Annotated in this window: 19 protein-coding genes; 12 read left to right on the top strand and 7 right to left on the bottom strand. The window is 57.8% G+C overall.

Annotated elements, in window-relative coordinates:
• Positions 1 to 22: 22 nt before the first annotated feature.
• The 3 genes from METFOR_RS10895 to METFOR_RS15835 form a co-directional block, all read right to left on the bottom strand.
• Positions 23 to 940: a DUF475 domain-containing protein gene (locus tag METFOR_RS10895; protein WP_015286194.1), complete on the bottom strand. Its 918-nt coding sequence runs from the start codon at positions 938 to 940 to the stop codon at positions 23 to 25.
• A gap of 88 nt (positions 941 to 1,028) precedes the next feature.
• A complete protein-coding gene (locus METFOR_RS10890; RefSeq protein ID WP_199483989.1) occupies positions 1,029 to 1,589 on the bottom strand; it encodes an aquaporin in 561 nt (186 codons plus the stop codon).
• A complete protein-coding gene (locus tag METFOR_RS15835) occupies positions 1,589 to 1,729 on the bottom strand; it encodes a hypothetical protein (protein ID WP_199483988.1) in 141 nt (46 codons plus the stop codon). The genes METFOR_RS10890 and METFOR_RS15835 overlap by 1 nt, the downstream gene beginning before the upstream one ends.
• Positions 1,730 to 1,872: 143 nt before the next feature.
• Here METFOR_RS15835 and METFOR_RS10885 point away from each other — a divergent pair, with 143 nt between their 5' ends.
• Both METFOR_RS10885 and METFOR_RS10880 read left to right on the top strand, forming a co-directional pair.
• The gene (locus tag METFOR_RS10885) at positions 1,873 to 2,496 is read left to right on the top strand and encodes a DUF2115 domain-containing protein (protein WP_015286193.1); all 624 of its coding nucleotides are present in this window, start codon (positions 1,873 to 1,875) and stop codon (positions 2,494 to 2,496) included.
• Positions 2,497 to 2,616: 120 nt separating this feature from the next.
• Positions 2,617 to 2,958, top strand: a complete 342-nt coding sequence (locus METFOR_RS10880; protein WP_015286192.1) for a hypothetical protein — start codon at positions 2,617 to 2,619, stop codon at positions 2,956 to 2,958.
• Positions 2,959 to 3,024: 66 nt separating this feature from the next.
• On the opposite strand, the gene METFOR_RS10875 is transcribed toward METFOR_RS10880, so the two are convergent.
• Positions 3,025 to 3,288 (bottom strand): UPF0147 family protein, encoded by a 264-nt coding sequence (locus METFOR_RS10875; RefSeq protein WP_015286191.1) that lies wholly within the window; start codon positions 3,286 to 3,288, stop codon positions 3,025 to 3,027.
• Between the two features lie 83 nt (positions 3,289 to 3,371).
• On the opposite strand from METFOR_RS10875, the gene METFOR_RS10870 reads away from it, so the two are divergent.
• Positions 3,372 to 3,788: an Sjogren's syndrome/scleroderma autoantigen 1 family protein gene (locus METFOR_RS10870; protein ID WP_015286190.1), complete on the top strand. Its 417-nt coding sequence runs from the start codon at positions 3,372 to 3,374 to the stop codon at positions 3,786 to 3,788.
• Positions 3,789 to 4,495: 707 nt separating this feature from the next.
• Here METFOR_RS10870 and METFOR_RS10865 read toward each other — a convergent pair.
• Entirely contained in the window at positions 4,496 to 6,745 is a 2,250-nt protein-coding gene (locus METFOR_RS10865; RefSeq protein ID WP_015286189.1) for a DEAD/DEAH box helicase, read from the bottom strand.
• Positions 6,746 to 6,922: 177 nt separating this feature from the next.
• On the opposite strand from METFOR_RS10865, the gene METFOR_RS10860 reads away from it, so the two are divergent.
• Complete coding sequence (locus METFOR_RS10860; RefSeq protein ID WP_015286188.1) at positions 6,923 to 7,603, top strand: DUF4332 domain-containing protein; 681 nt, start codon at positions 6,923 to 6,925, stop codon at positions 7,601 to 7,603.
• A 17-nt stretch (positions 7,604 to 7,620) separates the two neighbouring features.
• On the opposite strand, the gene glyS is transcribed toward METFOR_RS10860, so the two are convergent.
• Complete coding sequence (glyS, locus tag METFOR_RS10855) at positions 7,621 to 9,342, bottom strand: glycine--tRNA ligase (RefSeq protein ID WP_015286187.1); 1,722 nt, start codon at positions 9,340 to 9,342, stop codon at positions 7,621 to 7,623.
• 267 nt (positions 9,343 to 9,609) lie between these two features.
• On the opposite strand from glyS, the gene METFOR_RS10850 reads away from it, so the two are divergent.
• The 4 genes from METFOR_RS10850 to METFOR_RS10840 all read left to right on the top strand — a co-directional run bounded on the left by METFOR_RS10850 (position 9,610) and on the right by METFOR_RS10840 (position 11,625).
• Positions 9,610 to 10,218: a hypothetical protein gene (locus tag METFOR_RS10850; protein WP_015286186.1), complete on the top strand. Its 609-nt coding sequence runs from the start codon at positions 9,610 to 9,612 to the stop codon at positions 10,216 to 10,218.
• Positions 10,219 to 10,323: 105 nt separating this feature from the next.
• The gene (locus METFOR_RS10845; protein ID WP_015286185.1) at positions 10,324 to 10,989 is read left to right on the top strand and encodes a metal-dependent hydrolase; all 666 of its coding nucleotides are present in this window, start codon (positions 10,324 to 10,326) and stop codon (positions 10,987 to 10,989) included.
• Between the two features lie 110 nt (positions 10,990 to 11,099).
• Complete coding sequence (locus METFOR_RS16065) at positions 11,100 to 11,225, top strand: hypothetical protein (RefSeq protein ID WP_015286184.1); 126 nt, start codon at positions 11,100 to 11,102, stop codon at positions 11,223 to 11,225.
• Between the two features lie 67 nt (positions 11,226 to 11,292).
• Complete coding sequence (locus tag METFOR_RS10840; RefSeq protein WP_015286183.1) at positions 11,293 to 11,625, top strand: hypothetical protein; 333 nt, start codon at positions 11,293 to 11,295, stop codon at positions 11,623 to 11,625.
• A gap of 74 nt (positions 11,626 to 11,699) precedes the next feature.
• Here METFOR_RS10840 and METFOR_RS10835 read toward each other — a convergent pair whose 3' ends face one another.
• Complete coding sequence (locus METFOR_RS10835; protein ID WP_015286182.1) at positions 11,700 to 12,035, bottom strand: STAS domain-containing protein; 336 nt, start codon at positions 12,033 to 12,035, stop codon at positions 11,700 to 11,702.
• A 98-nt stretch (positions 12,036 to 12,133) separates the two neighbouring features.
• Between METFOR_RS10835 and METFOR_RS10830 the strand changes: the two genes are divergently transcribed.
• From METFOR_RS10830 to METFOR_RS10815, 4 genes are all read left to right on the top strand, one after another.
• On the top strand, positions 12,134 to 12,460 hold the full coding sequence (locus tag METFOR_RS10830) for a DMT family transporter (RefSeq protein ID WP_015286181.1): 327 nt from the start codon (positions 12,134 to 12,136) through the stop codon (positions 12,458 to 12,460).
• Between the two features lie 38 nt (positions 12,461 to 12,498).
• Complete coding sequence (locus METFOR_RS14640) at positions 12,499 to 13,485, top strand: PEGA domain-containing protein (protein ID WP_015286180.1); 987 nt, start codon at positions 12,499 to 12,501, stop codon at positions 13,483 to 13,485.
• A gap of 105 nt (positions 13,486 to 13,590) precedes the next feature.
• Positions 13,591 to 13,815, top strand: coding sequence for a hypothetical protein (locus METFOR_RS15620; protein ID WP_015286179.1), 225 nt, complete (start codon positions 13,591 to 13,593; stop codon positions 13,813 to 13,815).
• Between the two features lie 53 nt (positions 13,816 to 13,868).
• On the top strand, positions 13,869 to 14,738 hold the full coding sequence (locus tag METFOR_RS10815; protein ID WP_158491381.1) for a class I SAM-dependent methyltransferase: 870 nt from the start codon (positions 13,869 to 13,871) through the stop codon (positions 14,736 to 14,738).
• Positions 14,739 to 14,741 lie beyond the last annotated feature (3 nt).

Raw genomic sequence — 14,741 nt, 5'->3', positions numbered from 1 at the left:
CCCTTCATCCGGGTGGATCCCCTCATGCAGTCTTTGCGATCGCCTTAACCGATTTTACATAGAAGAATCCGACGATACCGAAGGTTATGGCCGGGGAGATCCAGAACGGGATGTGAACGCCGAAACTGTCCAGGATCATGATGATGCCGAGGAAGAAGATCGAGTACATCGCCCCGTTCTTGAGATACAGGTACTTCCTGATATTCTCGACGTTCCTGACGGTCAGTTCCCGGACCACGAAGGCCCCGAGGCCGTTGCCGAGAAGGATGAGGGGGACTGCCATCGTGAAGGCGAACGCCCCGATGACGCCGTCGATCGAGAAGGTCGCATCGATCACTTCAAGGTAGAAGATCTTGGACAGATCCGACATGTCTCCATGCAGCATCTTTTGCTCGGCCTGCTCGGCGTTCTGCCGGAACCCGTGGACAATAAAGAATGCAGTCGACCCGACCACCGCACCAAACGCCAGCATCGTGCTCTTCCCGAGGGCGAACCAGACGAGCCCGGTCAGGAGTAACGAGACGACCGCAAAGAACCAGACGCCCTGCCGGACAAAGAACCGCTCACCCCGGAGGCCGAAGTTCTTGTGCTCTAAAAAGAGCCAGTGGAAGAAGAGGAATATGAGGAATGTCCCGCCGAATATCAGGAGCATGGGGGCGGATTCCTCAATGGCCGCGATCACGGCCGGGTCGCTTGAGAAGGTGGCCATGAACGCCCCGACGGGCCCGAGCGCCGGTGACGAGAGCCAGACGATCAGCCAGGGCAGGAGGCCGCGCACGGCAAAGACGGCGATGATGAGGCCCCAGAGGAGGAACCAGCGCTTCGCCCGCTCGCTCATGGTCGAGAGGACCTCGGCATTGATGATGGCGTTGTCAATGCTCGTTATGGTCTCGAAGAGACAGAGACCTGCCACGATGAGGACGATGGAAAGGAGATCCATGGATCAAGGATCATATGGTGAGCGGGAGGTAAAAAAGGATGCCGGAATATCGTAATGCGGAGGACCGGCCTTGTCCGGAAAAGGGGGATTATCCGAGCGCTGCACCGTTTCTGAACAGGTGTTTCCACACCAGTGCCGCGATGATGGCCCCGATGACCGGCGCGACGATATACAACCAGAGCTGGCCAAGGGCAGTGCCCCCGACAAGGAGGGCGGGACCAAGGCTCCGTGCAGGGTTGGCCGATGCCCCGCTGACCATGATACCGAAGAGATGGATGATGAAGAGGCCAAGACCGATGGCAATGCCGGCAAAGCCCGCTGGTGCGGCCTTGCTGGTGGCGGAGAATATGACCATCAGGAAGATGAAGGTAAGGACCAGTTCGGCAATGAAACAGGATACAACCGAATACCCGCCCAGCGAGGCGCTCCCATACCCGCTCTGCCCGAGGCCGTTGGCGGCAATATTGTACGCGGGGTTCCCGGTCAGGATCAGGAGCAGCAGGGCCGATGCAATCACTGCACCAATACACTGTACTACAATATAGATGACGGCATCCTTTGGGGGGGTCTTCCCGTTGGCGAGCATCGCAATTGTCACAGCGGGATTGATATGGCATCCCGATATCGGACCGATTGCATAGTCCATCATTACAAGTACTGCAACCCCAATGCGAATGCAATGCCCCGGACACCAAGGGTTTTTCCGGTGATAACTGCCGCACCGGTGCCGATGAAAACAAGGATAAACGTTCCCAGGAGTTCTGCCAGATACTTTTGGTATTCTCCCATAGACAAGGCCTCAGAAAAGGTTCGCTGAACCGCTGATGAGCAATTGGCCCCGTACCTGATACGTCTATCGGGCGGGAGTTGGACTGGGGAGACCGGTTTTTTTATGCGGTTGCGGTGTCAATGACTGTACAGAAGAGACAGCAATGACCTCATTCATCTCCGAGGAAGAAGAATACAACACTCCGGATCATGTACGGGTGATCGCAGAACGACTCCGCTCCGCCCGCACCAGGGGGGAACTCGGGGAAATCCTGGCATCCGAAGCAGGGAAGTACTCCCTCTTCGACCTCCAGATCATCGGCGGCCGGCTGAATGCCGAGATCGAGAAGCTCCCGTCGCCGTACCGCGAGGCCGTTGCCCCGTATTTCCGGGACCAGCTCTTCAGTGCCCATCACCGCCTCCTCTCCATGTACCGGAGCGGGGCATTCTGCCGGCTCACCGGCCCGATCCGGGACCGGGAGCGGTTCGAGGCGTTCTGCACCATGCTCCCTTCGGGCCTTTATGCGTGGAACGATGCGGGCGAACGGAACCCTTATTTCCAGAATCCCAAGAACCGGTTCTTCTATTACCTGGTTGCCGCGTTCACGATGTTCGTCCTTGAGGAGCCGGGGCACCCGGTGGGCATGCCCTTCCCCGGCGGTTTTACGGTGGAACAGCGGGGAAGCGACTATTACTGCCTGATCCGGGACAAGGAAAAGGATGTCTTTTACTCTATCTGCAACTTCTGCCCGGCCCGGCAGGCTGAGGAGTCCGTCGTGGAGCGGTAATGTGGTTCATGCGCGGGGGTCCCGTACAGCATTCCGCTTTCCCACGGATTGCCGGCTGCGTAGGGGCACCATGTTACCTTGACAAGAAAGGATTTCTTATCCTGCCAAAAAGAAGTATCCATGACAGAGAATCACGGGCTCCTGTACAACCTGGCACTCTTCAAGCAGCGGTACGTGCGGGGAACATCGTGGACCCAGATCGTGCTTAACTTCGGTATCATCACGGCGAACGCCAAGCTCTTCGAGGACTTCTTCTGGATCCACCTTGGGCTGACCATGCCGGAGGTCATCGCACTCTCGATTCCCGGGTATGTCATCATCTGTTACCTCATCGGGCATTACGACGAGAAGATAGGGTTCTGGCAAGTGGAGAACAACCTGAGTTACCGGTTCTCGCCCTACTCTGACGAGATGCGGCGGGATATCCGCGAGATCAAGGATCAGCTCAGGAAAGAGACCTGAGCGTTCCGTTGTTTTGGTAAAGCCTCCGCTCCCCTGAAAGGACGCGGGAAAAACAGTGATGGGGTGTCAGTCCAGCGGGATGGTCTCGAGCTGGGAGACGAGTTCCCAGATGCGGGTCCGCGCGTGAATGGGCATATTGGGGTCGTTGGAGATCTCGTCAATCTTGGAAATGGCTTCTGCTGCGCGCAGCCCCATTGCCTTGTTGTTGTTTAAGAGCATGGCGCGGGTCTCGTCAGCGACCCGCCGGATATTTCTCGGTATTGAACTGTCTTCCTGGATGTGCTGCAGCATCAGGATACAGTTTTCCATTGTCTTGTCAGCATTTGCCATAGTATCGCCTGCTTACCTGTGTACCTGTAGTTAATATGCGGAACCGGCATATATAGTTTAAATAACGACCAGACGGTGATCCTATGGCTCCACGAAAGGAAGACGAGATTATGGCCGGATACCTCCTCAAAGGGGGTAAGATGCTCGAGAAGACCTGCAAAACCTGCGGGTGCCCGCTCTTCGAGGTGAAGGGAAAGACGCTCTGTGTGGTCTGCGCGGAGAATGAGACAGAGAAGGGCGCAGAAAAGAAGCCCGCTGCTGCTGCCCCTCCTGCTGCCGGGCATGTCCATTCCACTACCTGCGGGTGCGGTGTGGATCACGATGCCGAACCCTGCACCTGCGGGGACGAGGAGGGCGGTCTGCTTTTCGAGGAGCTGGCGATGACCATCCACGCGCTCTGCGAGCGGATCCACAACGAGAAGGATCCTGAAAACGTCCTCTCCCTGATGCAGGCCGTGAAGGCAGGGACCGAGGCGCTCGAGATTTTGTGCCGGCTGTAATTTTTTAAGATACCCAATCTCTCTTTTTCAGAACGTTTCCTGCACATTCCCTCCATTTTCTGATAATGTCCGGTGAATACTCCTGCTGATACCAGAATGGCAGCGCTGTCGGGAAATCCCGGGGGACCTTCTCCAAAAAAATGGCGGGGGGGTCAGCTGCATACCCCCCTCTTCCTTAGCAGATGCCAAATTTTTCCCTTACTCTCTGTTGTTCTCCGTAAGATTCTCTTTCGTTGAACGATGGGCACAGGTATATCAGGAAAAAATCCGGTATCAGCAGGGGGATTATGGTATACCCCCCTGATCCATGGGTGGGGGGTATGATCGATTTAGCCTGCAAAGTGGGAGGGGGGTATGCCGGACACCCCCCTCCCCAAAAATGGGATGTACGTACTATTGCACAGATATCCGGGAGGCTGTTTCTGATATATTGCTGACGGAAAAGGAAGTGGGAACACCTACTCAAAAATGATCAGGGGGGGTCTGATCCGGCCAAAGGGGGGGAGGGGTCTCACGGATACCTCCCCCGTCCCCGGACCGGGGGGTCTCCACAGGTTTTTCCGGAAACGGTGGGGGGTCTGCCGGAGACCCCCCCATTGTTACCTGATGAGGTTTCTCCACATCAGAGATGGTTCAAGAAAAACTTCTGTGGCCTTCGAACCGGTGGCAGGCATCGCAATTTCCATGAAGAAAATGTGGGCGGCCCCTCACTTCCGGTATTCCCTCCGGCACACCTCATAGATCCGGCCCGCCGTCTTCTCCCCAATTCCCTGCACCGCCATCAGTTCTTCTAAAGAAGCATTCACAATACCCTGCACCGAACCAAAATGCGCAAGTAGGAGCCGGGCATTCTTCAGCCCGATCTCCGGGAATGCCGAGACAACATACTCCTGTTCCTCTCTCACCGAGCGGTGGGATTTGTGCGGGTGCAGCTTGCGTTCGCCCCGCTCCCCCTCTTCGCGCTTTGCGATAACGTACAGCATCTGGGCGGTGTCCTGTTCGTCCTTCGTGAAGAGCAGGGTGATCCCGAGGTCGATGGTGATTGCGGAGAGGACGCCCCGGATGGCATTCGGGTTGATATCGCGCTGGGTGAAGATATCGCCGCCCTCGACAATCAGGATTGGGCGGGGCACGGTGTCGGCCATGGCCTTGAGCTGGCCGAGGAGGTCACGGTTGATGAGCGTGTCGGCAAAGTCCTTTGCAGTCTTGCGCTCAACAAGGATCCGGTCACCGATGGCATAGTCTCCCTGCGGGAGCCGTTCGAGCCGGATCGCGGCTCCCATGGTGGAGAGCACCTCGACAACTTTCGAGGAGGTCTCGCGATCGTCGATGACGATCTTTATCCCCTGCGGGGTAAACTCTTCGATGCTTGCCTGTTCCACGGCAAGCGGGATCTTCCGTGGCGGGGAGAGCGCTCGATTGAGGGACCGCATGCTCTTGTGCATCATCTTCTCTTTTGCCGTGCTGACGTGCCGGAAGACTTCGTCGGATGTACCTTTAGTGACCAGGACGACGACTCGCCCTGCTCCCGAGCGGCCGGTCCTCCCTTTGCGCTGGATGGACCGGATCTCGGACGGGACTGCCTCGTAGAATATGACGAGGTCGGTTGAGGGGACATCGAGCCCCTCCTCACCAACCGAAGTGGCGACCAGCACCTTGAACACTCCTTCCCGGAACCGGGTCAGGGCCGCGATCTGCATCTTCTGCGAGAGGCCCTTCTCAGCATCTTTTGTTGCCTGCCCCACGAACCGTTCGCTATCGATCCCGTGCTTTGCCAGGTAGTCAACGAGGAGCTGCACGGTATCGCGGTAGGTTGCAAAGATGATGATCCGGCTGTTGGGGGAATCTGTAAGCTGCTGCCGGACAAGGCCGAGGGCAACCTCAGGCTTCGGGTGAAGCTCGCGGGGCCACTCAACCGAGCGCTCGAAGAGTTCGCGGAACGAGCGATCCTGCACGAGCCGCTGGCTGGCCTTGCTCCCTCCTGCCCCTGTTCCCTCTGCGTAGAGTTTTGCGAGGTATCCTTTGAGCACCTCGCTCCCTTGCGATTCCGCGAGCACGACGGCGTGCTTAAGCTTCATCAGTTCCGCGTACACCGAGGCTGCGGAAAAGGCGGCAGAGTCGCGGTTTGCGATCCTCTGCTGGATCTGGGCGTTGATGGCCGAGAGTTCCCGCATGGAGAGTTTCTCCCGCTTCGGTACGGAGAAGTGGAGCGAAGCAAGGACCCCGAGACGGTCTTCGATGAGGGCGTTGATGGTCTGGATCGCAGCCTTCAGATCAGGAGGAAGGTCGATTGTGACATACTCGAGCTCGCGCTCGAAGACATAGGGCCGGACATCCGGATCGTTCTCTGTCCTTGTCTCGACGTGGGCGATCCCGAGGTTGGCGCAGACTTCCTGTACCTTCTCCTGCGCCCCGCCGGGTGAAGCGGTCATGGCGAGGATGAGGGGCTTATCGGCCGTTGCCATATAGCGCTGTGCAAGGAAGACGTAGGCATAGTTCCCCACAGCACGGTGGCATTCGTCCACCACGAGCAGCGTGACATCGGAGAGCGTGTAGCGCCCGGCGATAATGTCGTTTTTTATCACCTGCGGGGTGGCGAGGATAACCGATGCCCGGTTCCAGTCGGCAGTGCGCTCATCGGGAGGCGCCTCGCCCGTGAACATCGCAAACGGGGAGGCGGAGGCATCGTCTCCGGCCGGGCTCTTGGCCAGCAGGTAGCGTTCGAAGTAGCGGAGGTGCTGCTCCACGAGCGGCTTTGTCGGGGCGAGCATCAGCACTCTCCCGCCTTCGTTGTGGATCCGGGATGCCGCCACGAGCAGCGCGACCGCGGTCTTCCCGAGGCCCGTGGGGAGGATCACCATCGTGTTCCCGTCCAGCGCCCGCATCGCGATGGAGAGCTGGTACTCCCGCGACTCGATCGATTCCGGCTTGATTAACGGATGGCTGATGAATGCCATTGGTTGTGAGAGAGTTGGTGGGCCTGGGTAATAAGGGGATTGTGGAGAGAGGGAAAGTTGGACAGCTGAAAGCAGCCGCTCCCGTCTTTACCGTCTAAGTGCCGGTAACGGGGGCATTCTGAAAACTCTTATATTCCCTTCTACTGAAATAATCAGAAAAATAAAACGGGCACACTCATGAAACCGCAGTACCACCGCAACCTGAAGGATATCGCTATTGATGATTTCACGGAGGACCTGAAACTTGCATCGATGATCCCGAGCCGGAAAAACCTTGGCGAAGACGTCCCCGGCAGGCTCAAGTGCCTCAGGGATCACGGTATCAGAACCCTGGATGTTTTGCTTACCGAACTGAAAACACCGAAAAAACTTGCGGCTTTTGCAGAAAAGACCGGCCTGCCGGAAGAATATCTGGCCAATTTCAGGCGCGAGCTCGGCAGCATCCTGCCAAAGCCGGTCAAGCTTGATACAATCCCATCGCTTGGAAAACAGGATATTGAAAGACTCAGAAGCATTGGAATATCCGATACCATGCAGGTGTTCAATGCAGCAGCAACGGGTGCCTTGCGCACCGAACTTGCTAAAACAACCGGAATCCCGCCCGGCCGGATCCTTGAACTGGCAAAGCTTGCCGATGTGTGCCGGATTAAATGGGTTGGAGCGAACTTTGCGCGGGTACTCGTCGATTCAGGGTACGATACCGCTGGTAAGGTTTCGCGCGCCGATTACCGGGAATTATATACAGCCATCCTCACGGCCAACGAGCGCGGGCATTATTACAAGGGGAAGATCGGCCAGAACGATATGAGACTCTGCGTGCTTGCCGCTGCCAGAGTGCCGCCGGGCATCATCCTTTGAACAACCCGGCTAAAAAATTAGTTCGCGTCCTCAAACTTCACGCTGCCATCGATCAGCAGTGACAGCGTCTCGGGGAGTTTATCGATAGCCACCCGGACCTGCTTCATCGAATCCCGGTCCCTGAGGGTGACGGTGTTGTTCTCTTTCGTATCATAATCGACCGTGACCGCAAACGGCGTGCCGATCTCGTCCTGCCGCCGGTAGCGCCGGCCGATTGCGCCGCTGTCGTCGTACTCCGCCTGGATCCCTTTCCGGTGGAACGCGTGCGTGATGTCCAGGGCGATGGTGTCAAGGCCGTCGCGGGTCATCAGCGGGAAGACCGCGACCTGCACCGGTGCCACGCAGGGGGCAAAGCGCATGACCGTCCGGGTCTCGCCGTCCGCGGTGTCCTCGTCGTACGCCTGTTCGAGCACGGCATAGCACATCCGGTCGATGCCGTAACTGGGCTCGACCACGTGCGGGACGATGTCCTCGCCCCGGATGTCCACGATCTCATCCTTCACTTCGTACAGGTCGGGCGGGATGTGGATGATCTCGCCGTCCACGTCCACATCGACGCCGTCCTTTTCGGGTATCGACTCTGCAAGCGCTGCGAAGATCTTCTTTGCCTTGTCCCGGTACTGCTTCCCGAGCACCCCCATGTTCGGGACGATCCGCCGGCGCGGGACTTTCCTCGGCTCGGCATACTGGATGAAGACTGTCATCGGGGTGCCGCTCTCCTTGGCGTGGGCGTTCAGGTCGTAGTTGGTCCGGTCCGCGAGGCCCACGGTCTCGACCCAGCCGAAGCGGTCGGAGCGGATCTCGGCATCCCAGCAGTCGGTTGCATAGTGCGCCCGCTCTTCGGGGAGGTGCTGGCGGAAGCGGAGCCGCTCGGGTTTGATTCCGATCGTGGTGAGCATCTCGTGCGTTAAGGCCACGTAGTAGGCGAGGTACTGGTTCGCGATCACGCCCTTGTCCACTGCCTCCTGCATGGTCATGGTCACTGCCTCTTCTCCCTTCTGCTGCTGCACGTACGTGAGGAGCGGCATGCTGTAGTCCGCGTACCGTGAAAACCGGGGGTGCTTGTTCTTCTCGTCGGGGTGGACGAAAATCTCGGCCTCGGCCTGCGTGAATTCGCGGAGCCGGATCATGCCCTGCCGGGGGGAGATCTCGTTCCGGTAGGACTTGCCGATCTGGACTGCCCCAAACGGGAGCTTGTCGCGGTAGAACCGGAGGAGCCGGGTAAAGTCCACGAACATCCCCTGCGCCGTCTCGGGCCGGAGGTAGCCGACCCGCTGGGAGCCGGGGCCAATAGAGGTCCTGAACATCAGGTTGAACCCGAAGACCTCGACCTTTCCGAGCACTTCCTCGCAGGCAAGGCACTTACAGGTGGCAAGGGCCGCCGCGAGCTCCTCGTTCTTCATCGTGGATGCGTTCTGGACCCCGCCGCCTTCGGCAACATGGTCTGCCCGGAGGTACTCCTTGCAGTGCGGGCATTGGCACATCTTGTCGGCAAAGCCGGCCACGTGGCCCGAGGCGATGAAGACCGCTTCCTGCGCAATCGTCGGGCACTCGATCTCGTAGTAGCCCTCGCGGATCACGTAAAAATCCCGCCAGATATTCTCGATGCGCCGTTTCATCATCGCCCCAAGCGGGCCGTAGTCGATAAAACCTGCCACGGCGCCGTAACACTCGGAGGTCGGCCAGATGAAACCCCGGCGCTTGGCAAGTTCCATCACGTTCTCGAAAACGTCGCTCATAATGATCACGAATACTTGTCTCCCTTTATGTTGACCGGGCGGCGACAAAAAGACTCTGATACTCTCGTACGGGAGGATAACGTACCGCAATCCATGGGACGGAAGGAGAAAAACCTGCACGGATCCGGGAAATTGTGGCACAAACAGCACTACTGCACCAGACCAAACCGAGTCTGATTTATACGTCTTTTGGTCAAACGGGCCGTAAAGATAGCATTAAATAGTTGACGAAGTATTGTATATCCTAATCCCAATACGGGGTATGCAATGACCGAAGACAAACGAAAGGCACACTTGTTGAAACTCTTCAGTTCCATGTCGGGCAAGACCAAGATTGTCGAGCCCATGAAGAATATCCATGGCACGCTGAGGGACAGCGATGCGATCGAACGCGAGGTCGCTCTCGTGATGAGGGAGATCATCGAGCAGGGGATCTTCAAGACCTCCTTAAAGCCGATCCAGCTCGCAAAGCTTGTCACATCGTTCTATGCAGGCAAGAACGACACCGAGATCGCCCGCGAGCTCGGCGACGAGAAGCTCAGTAAGACGGTTGCCCGGGCCCGGGTCCGGCTCAAGCTCTTCCGGGACCTCGACTTCCGGATGCCCTTTGACAAGGAGCAGATGGAGGTGCTCATCGAGTCCGGCAAGACCATGAAGGAGGTCTCCGAGGAACTCGGCGTCAGCCCCTCGACCCTCCGCGAGTACCGGCACGTAATCGAGGAGCAGGAAGACCCGACCATCGATCCTTACATCGACCGGATCCGGGATGTCATGGAAGACCGCGACCTCTCCGAGCAGATGACCCGGAGCGCCACGGCCGACAGCCTCGGCGAGTCCATCGATATCACGGAAGCGGAACTGATAGACGTTACATAACGACCGGATCCCCGGTAAAAACCTTTTTTGTACTGACGGTTCGCACGCACTCTTTTCAGGATTTTTAAGAGCAAGGTTCATTCGTGAGGAGTCCGATCTGCATATATGCAAATCACCTGGCTTGGCCATTCCTGCGTCCTCCTCACCGGCTCCAAAAAAGTCCTCATTGATCCGTTTATCGAAGGGGGCAGTGTTGCCGGCACCAGCCCCGACCTCGTGGCCGTCACCCACGGGCATGACGACCACATGGGGGAAGCGGTGGCGATGGGGAAAAAGACGGTCGCGATCACGGAGATTGCAAAGTACCTGAAGGGGAAGGGGGTCCCGGTCGAGGGCATGAACATCGGCGGCACCCAGGTTGTTGACGGGGTATCGTTCACGATGACCCCGGCACTCCACTCGACCTTTATCGCGGAGGCCGGCGAGGGTTTCTCGGGTGGTGCACCGGCGGGTTTTGTGATCGGCATGGATGGTGTGAAGGTCTACCATGCCGGGGACACCGGCCTCTTCTCAGACATGAAACTGATCGGGGAGTTGTACCATCCCGATGTTGCACTCCTCCCGATCGGGGGACGGTACACGATGGGCGTTGCCGAGGCCATGATGGCGGCAAACTTCATCGGTGCAAAGACTGTCATCCCCATCCATTACAATACCTGGGACCGGATCAAGGCTGATCCGGTGGTCCTGAAGAATGGCATCGAACGGACAACAGACCTCGCTGTCAGGATTCTGGCCCCGAGCGAGAGCATTGAGATCACTCCTGAATAATTCCTTTTTAAAAACGGGTGCCCCCGCACCGTACCCTGTGTGTGGCAGAAGCGGAGCTATTAATAATACCCATACATACTATGACCTATATTTCCCGGGCCGGGTGAGAGATGTCAAACTGCCCGAAGTGCGGTTCCAAGAATACGGAATGGACTGACTGCAAGACGGTCAATGACAAGACCATTGTCGTCTGCGTCTGCTCAGACTGCGGCCATACTTGGGAGCAGCCGCTCTGATCCCTACTGGGGTAAAATCGCAATTTTTTATACCTCTCCCGTTCCCATCTCAATACGGGTCAGAATCATGGTCCTGCAACTGTTGTCCATCCCGTTTGTTAACCTTGTCCTGTGCATTGTCATCGTTATCCTGGGTTTCCTCTGTTTCAAAAAGAGCGGTGAGCGGCTTCCTGCCTTCATCGGCGCAGCATTCGGGCTTTTTGGGATCTCGCATGCAGCAACGATCGCTGGTCTTGCAGCATCGCTGGAACTTCCCCTGATCGTCATCCGGACGCTTGCCTACGTGCTGGTGATCGTGGCCCTCTGGCTCAACCTCAAGAGCACCCTCATGCAGAAAGAGACGCGCCAGGCATGGGTGGATTATTTCAGGGGCGAAACCGCACCGGACGAGAAAAAGTGAGCGGAAATCCGGGCCTCTCCCCCGGATCCGTTGCCAAATAGTTGTTATTCCTTATGGCGGAATACTCCGGGATATCAGGAGATCTTCCGTATCGCTTCATCACGGTTCGCACAGATCGTGAAGATGCTGGTGAACCCTGCCATCTCAAAGACTTTAAGGACCTGAGGACGGATCCCGGCAAGGGCAACTTTTCCCCCTGCTTTCATCTGGTCGCGGGTGACGACGAGGAGGACGCGGAGGCCGGCGCTGGCGATATAGTCCGTTGCAGAGAAGTCCAGCACGACCTTTGCGGGTTTTCCCGCCAGCAGGGTCTTGATCTCCTTTTCACTATCCGGTGCATTGTTTGCATCAAACCGAGAAGGTATCACGATAATGATGGTTTCATTGTCACGGGAGACTTCCAGGGCCATGGGTATCAACGTTTGAATGTGGATGCAGGAACCATATAATTCCGCCGGGACGGAACTCATAAACGCAAGCAGAGAGAATCCGTAGCCAGGCAATAGTTATGGCAACTGCATGGATCACTCTTATTCTTGCCGGCCTGATGGAGACCGGCTGGGCTATCGGCCTCAAGTACACGGAGGGCTGGACGAAGCTTTATCCCTCCCTCGCCACGCTTGCCCTGATGGCGGGAAGTTTTTATCTTCTCTCAAAATCGCTGGAGGATCTGCCTGTCGGAACAGCATATGCGATCTGGACCGGGATCGGTGCAGTAGGGACGATTATCATCGGCATCCTCGTGCTTGGGGAATCGCGGGATGTCGCGAGGGTGCTCTGCCTTCTTTTGATCGTTGCCGGGATCGTAGGTCTCAAAATCCTGACCCCGGACTAAAAAGGTTATTCAGTGGTGCGGATAAAAAGGATAATATTATGTCGCCCTCACCCCGCAACACCCGGTATTTTTTGCTCCTGCCCGCTCTCCTTCTCCTCACTGCCGTTGTATCCGGCATGGGTATCCAGGCCGTATCCGGGGAGACCATCCCGCTCTCGGGATATTCGCCCACGAGCAACCAGGTGTACCTTTTCCTGACCGGCCCCAACCTTCCGGCCAACGGGGTTGCGCTCAACGACATCACGCAACGTGCCGATGAAGGTCACTTCACGGTCGTCCCGGTGATGGGGGACGACAGCTGGAGTTACAAGTGGAACACGGGCCGTGTCAACGGGCGCCTTGATGACGGCACGTATACGATCTGGGTCGTGAACGGGCCAAACGACCGCTCCAATCTCCGGAATGCCGAGTACGGCACCATCTCGGTCACGCTGGGAAAGCCGGGACTCTCGGCCGGCATCTCCGGCGGCATAACGGCCGGAACTGCATCCCCGTCCTGCTCGCTTGTCATCGTGTCCGATCCCGCTGAGTGTTCCGTTGTCGTGAACGGCGAGTATAAGGGGAAAACACCGCTTACCGTCGGGAACCTCTACCCGGGGACCTACACCATCAATGTCACGAAGTTCGGGTACATGCCGTACTCCGTCGCGGTCGAGCTCACCACTGGCGCGGAGGCTACTGTGACGGCATACCTCCCGCCTGAACGGGGAACGCTTACGGTCAACACGACCCCGGAAGGAGCACAGGTCCTGCTGGACGGTGCGGTTGCCGGGATTGCACCGGTCACGCTCATCAACGTGCTGCCGGGCGGGCATAACCTGACGGTCATAAAAGAAGGATATGTCCCCGTGCAGCAGCAGGTCTCTGTTGAAGCGGGGCTGACCACTCCGGTTTCCCTCACCCTGTCACCGGTCTCCCCGCTGCAGGCCCTTCCGATCAAGACACCGGGGCTTGTGGTAGCAACTCTTGCAGGTCTCTCGTGTGCAGCCCTTGCGGTTGTCCGTCTCCGGTCAAGGAACACCTGAATACATCCCCCTTTTTCCCCTTTGTCGTGTGGCAAAGGGTATCCCGCCCGCGCATGGCTGCAACAGGATTAATATCCGTCAACAGGCAACCGGTAAGGAGAGACCATGGAGACGTTCGTGATCCTGAATATTGTCGCCCTTGGCACGCTTGCCGGCACTATTACCGGCCTCATAATCGGTTATGCGGCGAAGCGGCAGAAGCCGGCCTGGTCGGCAATGACGGCAGAGGACAAGCGCGTCAACCTTGCCCTCGTCCTCTTCTTTGCGCTCGTGTATATCGCGCTTCTCACCTGGTTTGCCCTGCAGCCGCCAGCCCCGGCATTCCCCTGATCCTTTTTGGTCCACCGGCTGCATGGCGGTCTCCGATAGCGGGCAATCGAATAGTGCCCACGCGATACTCCCTCCTGTTCGGGAACGGATTTATAGGGATTCATGCTGAATACCTCCTGACGATGCGGCTCAAGGACCTCCTCAAAGGCCGGGTACCCGATGAAGCACTCCGCCGGTTTTCCGGCCGCTTCGATGTGGTGGGGGACGTTGCCATTGTTTCGGTCCCCATGGAGATGGAAGCATACAAGCATGTTGTGGCCGGAACCATCCTTTCCACCCGGAAGAATGTATACACTGTTCTCAACAAGGTGCAGAAGGCTGCATCGGATTCGCGGACTGCATCGTTTGAGGTGCTTGCCGGGGATACCACTATCACCCGGTACCGCGAGTTCGGCTTCCAGTACCGGTTCGATGTCACGAAGGTCTTCTTCACCAGCCGTATGGCCTATGAGCGGAGACGGGTCACGGAACAGGTGGAGCCCGGCGAGACGGTGCTCGTGCCGTTCTGCGGTGTGGGCCCGTATGTTATACCGGCCGCCGCCCGAGGCGGAAGGGTCACCGCAATCGAGAAGAATCCCGAGGCATATGGCTGGCTCCGGGAGAATATCGTGCTGAACCATGTCGAAGGTCCGGTAACGGCAATCCTTGGCGATGCCCGGGACACGGGGCACCTGCAGGGGAAGCGGTTTGACCGGATCATCATCCCCACGCCGTATGGCATGAAGGACAGCCTGGATCTCTTTGCCCCCTTTGCGGCCCGCGACGGCATGATCCATTTCTACACGTTCGGGGCAAGAAACGAGATACCGGCGCTGGTGGATGTGCTAGTCAGCAAGGGATTCGATCTCACGTTCCAGGACGAGTGCGGGAATGTCGCACCGGGGATCAAGCGCTGGGTCTTCGACCTGGTGAAGACGGGGTGACGG

Source organism: Methanoregula formicica SMSP (assembly GCF_000327485.1).
Classification (GTDB): domain Archaea; phylum Halobacteriota; class Methanomicrobia; order Methanomicrobiales; family Methanospirillaceae; genus Methanoregula; species Methanoregula formicica.
Note: the sequence above shows the minus strand (reverse complement) of the source record. Positions and strands in the feature narration are given on the sequence as shown.

What these genes read in the sequence shown, in the direction of transcription:
- METFOR_RS14640 (WP_015286180.1), top strand. Translation starts at nt 12,499, where the DNA reads ATGTCGCCCTCACCCCGCAACACCCGGTATTTTTTGCTCCTGCCCGCT.
- METFOR_RS10875 (WP_015286191.1), bottom strand. Translation starts at nt 3,288, where the DNA reads ATGGCAAATGCTGACAAGACAATGGAAAACTGTATCCTGATGCTGCAG.
- glyS (WP_015286187.1), bottom strand. Translation starts at nt 9,342, where the DNA reads ATGAGCGACGTTTTCGAGAACGTGATGGAACTTGCCAAGCGCCGGGGT.
- METFOR_RS10850 (WP_015286186.1), top strand. Translation starts at nt 9,610, where the DNA reads ATGACCGAAGACAAACGAAAGGCACACTTGTTGAAACTCTTCAGTTCC.
- METFOR_RS10845 (WP_015286185.1), top strand. Translation starts at nt 10,324, where the DNA reads ATGCAAATCACCTGGCTTGGCCATTCCTGCGTCCTCCTCACCGGCTCC.
- METFOR_RS10840 (WP_015286183.1), top strand. Translation starts at nt 11,293, where the DNA reads ATGGTCCTGCAACTGTTGTCCATCCCGTTTGTTAACCTTGTCCTGTGC.
- METFOR_RS10865 (WP_015286189.1), bottom strand. Translation starts at nt 6,745, where the DNA reads ATGGCATTCATCAGCCATCCGTTAATCAAGCCGGAATCGATCGAGTCG.
- METFOR_RS10830 (WP_015286181.1), top strand. Translation starts at nt 12,134, where the DNA reads ATGGCAACTGCATGGATCACTCTTATTCTTGCCGGCCTGATGGAGACC.
- METFOR_RS10835 (WP_015286182.1), bottom strand. Translation starts at nt 12,035, where the DNA reads ATGGCCCTGGAAGTCTCCCGTGACAATGAAACCATCATTATCGTGATA.
- METFOR_RS15620 (WP_015286179.1), top strand. Translation starts at nt 13,591, where the DNA reads ATGGAGACGTTCGTGATCCTGAATATTGTCGCCCTTGGCACGCTTGCC.
- METFOR_RS10885 (WP_015286193.1), top strand. Translation starts at nt 1,873, where the DNA reads ATGACCTCATTCATCTCCGAGGAAGAAGAATACAACACTCCGGATCAT.
- METFOR_RS10860 (WP_015286188.1), top strand. Translation starts at nt 6,923, where the DNA reads ATGAAACCGCAGTACCACCGCAACCTGAAGGATATCGCTATTGATGAT.
- METFOR_RS10880 (WP_015286192.1), top strand. Translation starts at nt 2,617, where the DNA reads ATGACAGAGAATCACGGGCTCCTGTACAACCTGGCACTCTTCAAGCAG.
- METFOR_RS15835 (WP_199483988.1), bottom strand. Translation starts at nt 1,729, where the DNA reads ATGGGAGAATACCAAAAGTATCTGGCAGAACTCCTGGGAACGTTTATC.
- METFOR_RS10870 (WP_015286190.1), top strand. Translation starts at nt 3,372, where the DNA reads ATGGCTCCACGAAAGGAAGACGAGATTATGGCCGGATACCTCCTCAAA.
- METFOR_RS10890 (WP_199483989.1), bottom strand. Translation starts at nt 1,589, where the DNA reads ATGATGGACTATGCAATCGGTCCGATATCGGGATGCCATATCAATCCC.
- METFOR_RS10895 (WP_015286194.1), bottom strand. Translation starts at nt 940, where the DNA reads ATGGATCTCCTTTCCATCGTCCTCATCGTGGCAGGTCTCTGTCTCTTC.
- METFOR_RS16065 (WP_015286184.1), top strand. Translation starts at nt 11,100, where the DNA reads ATGTCAAACTGCCCGAAGTGCGGTTCCAAGAATACGGAATGGACTGAC.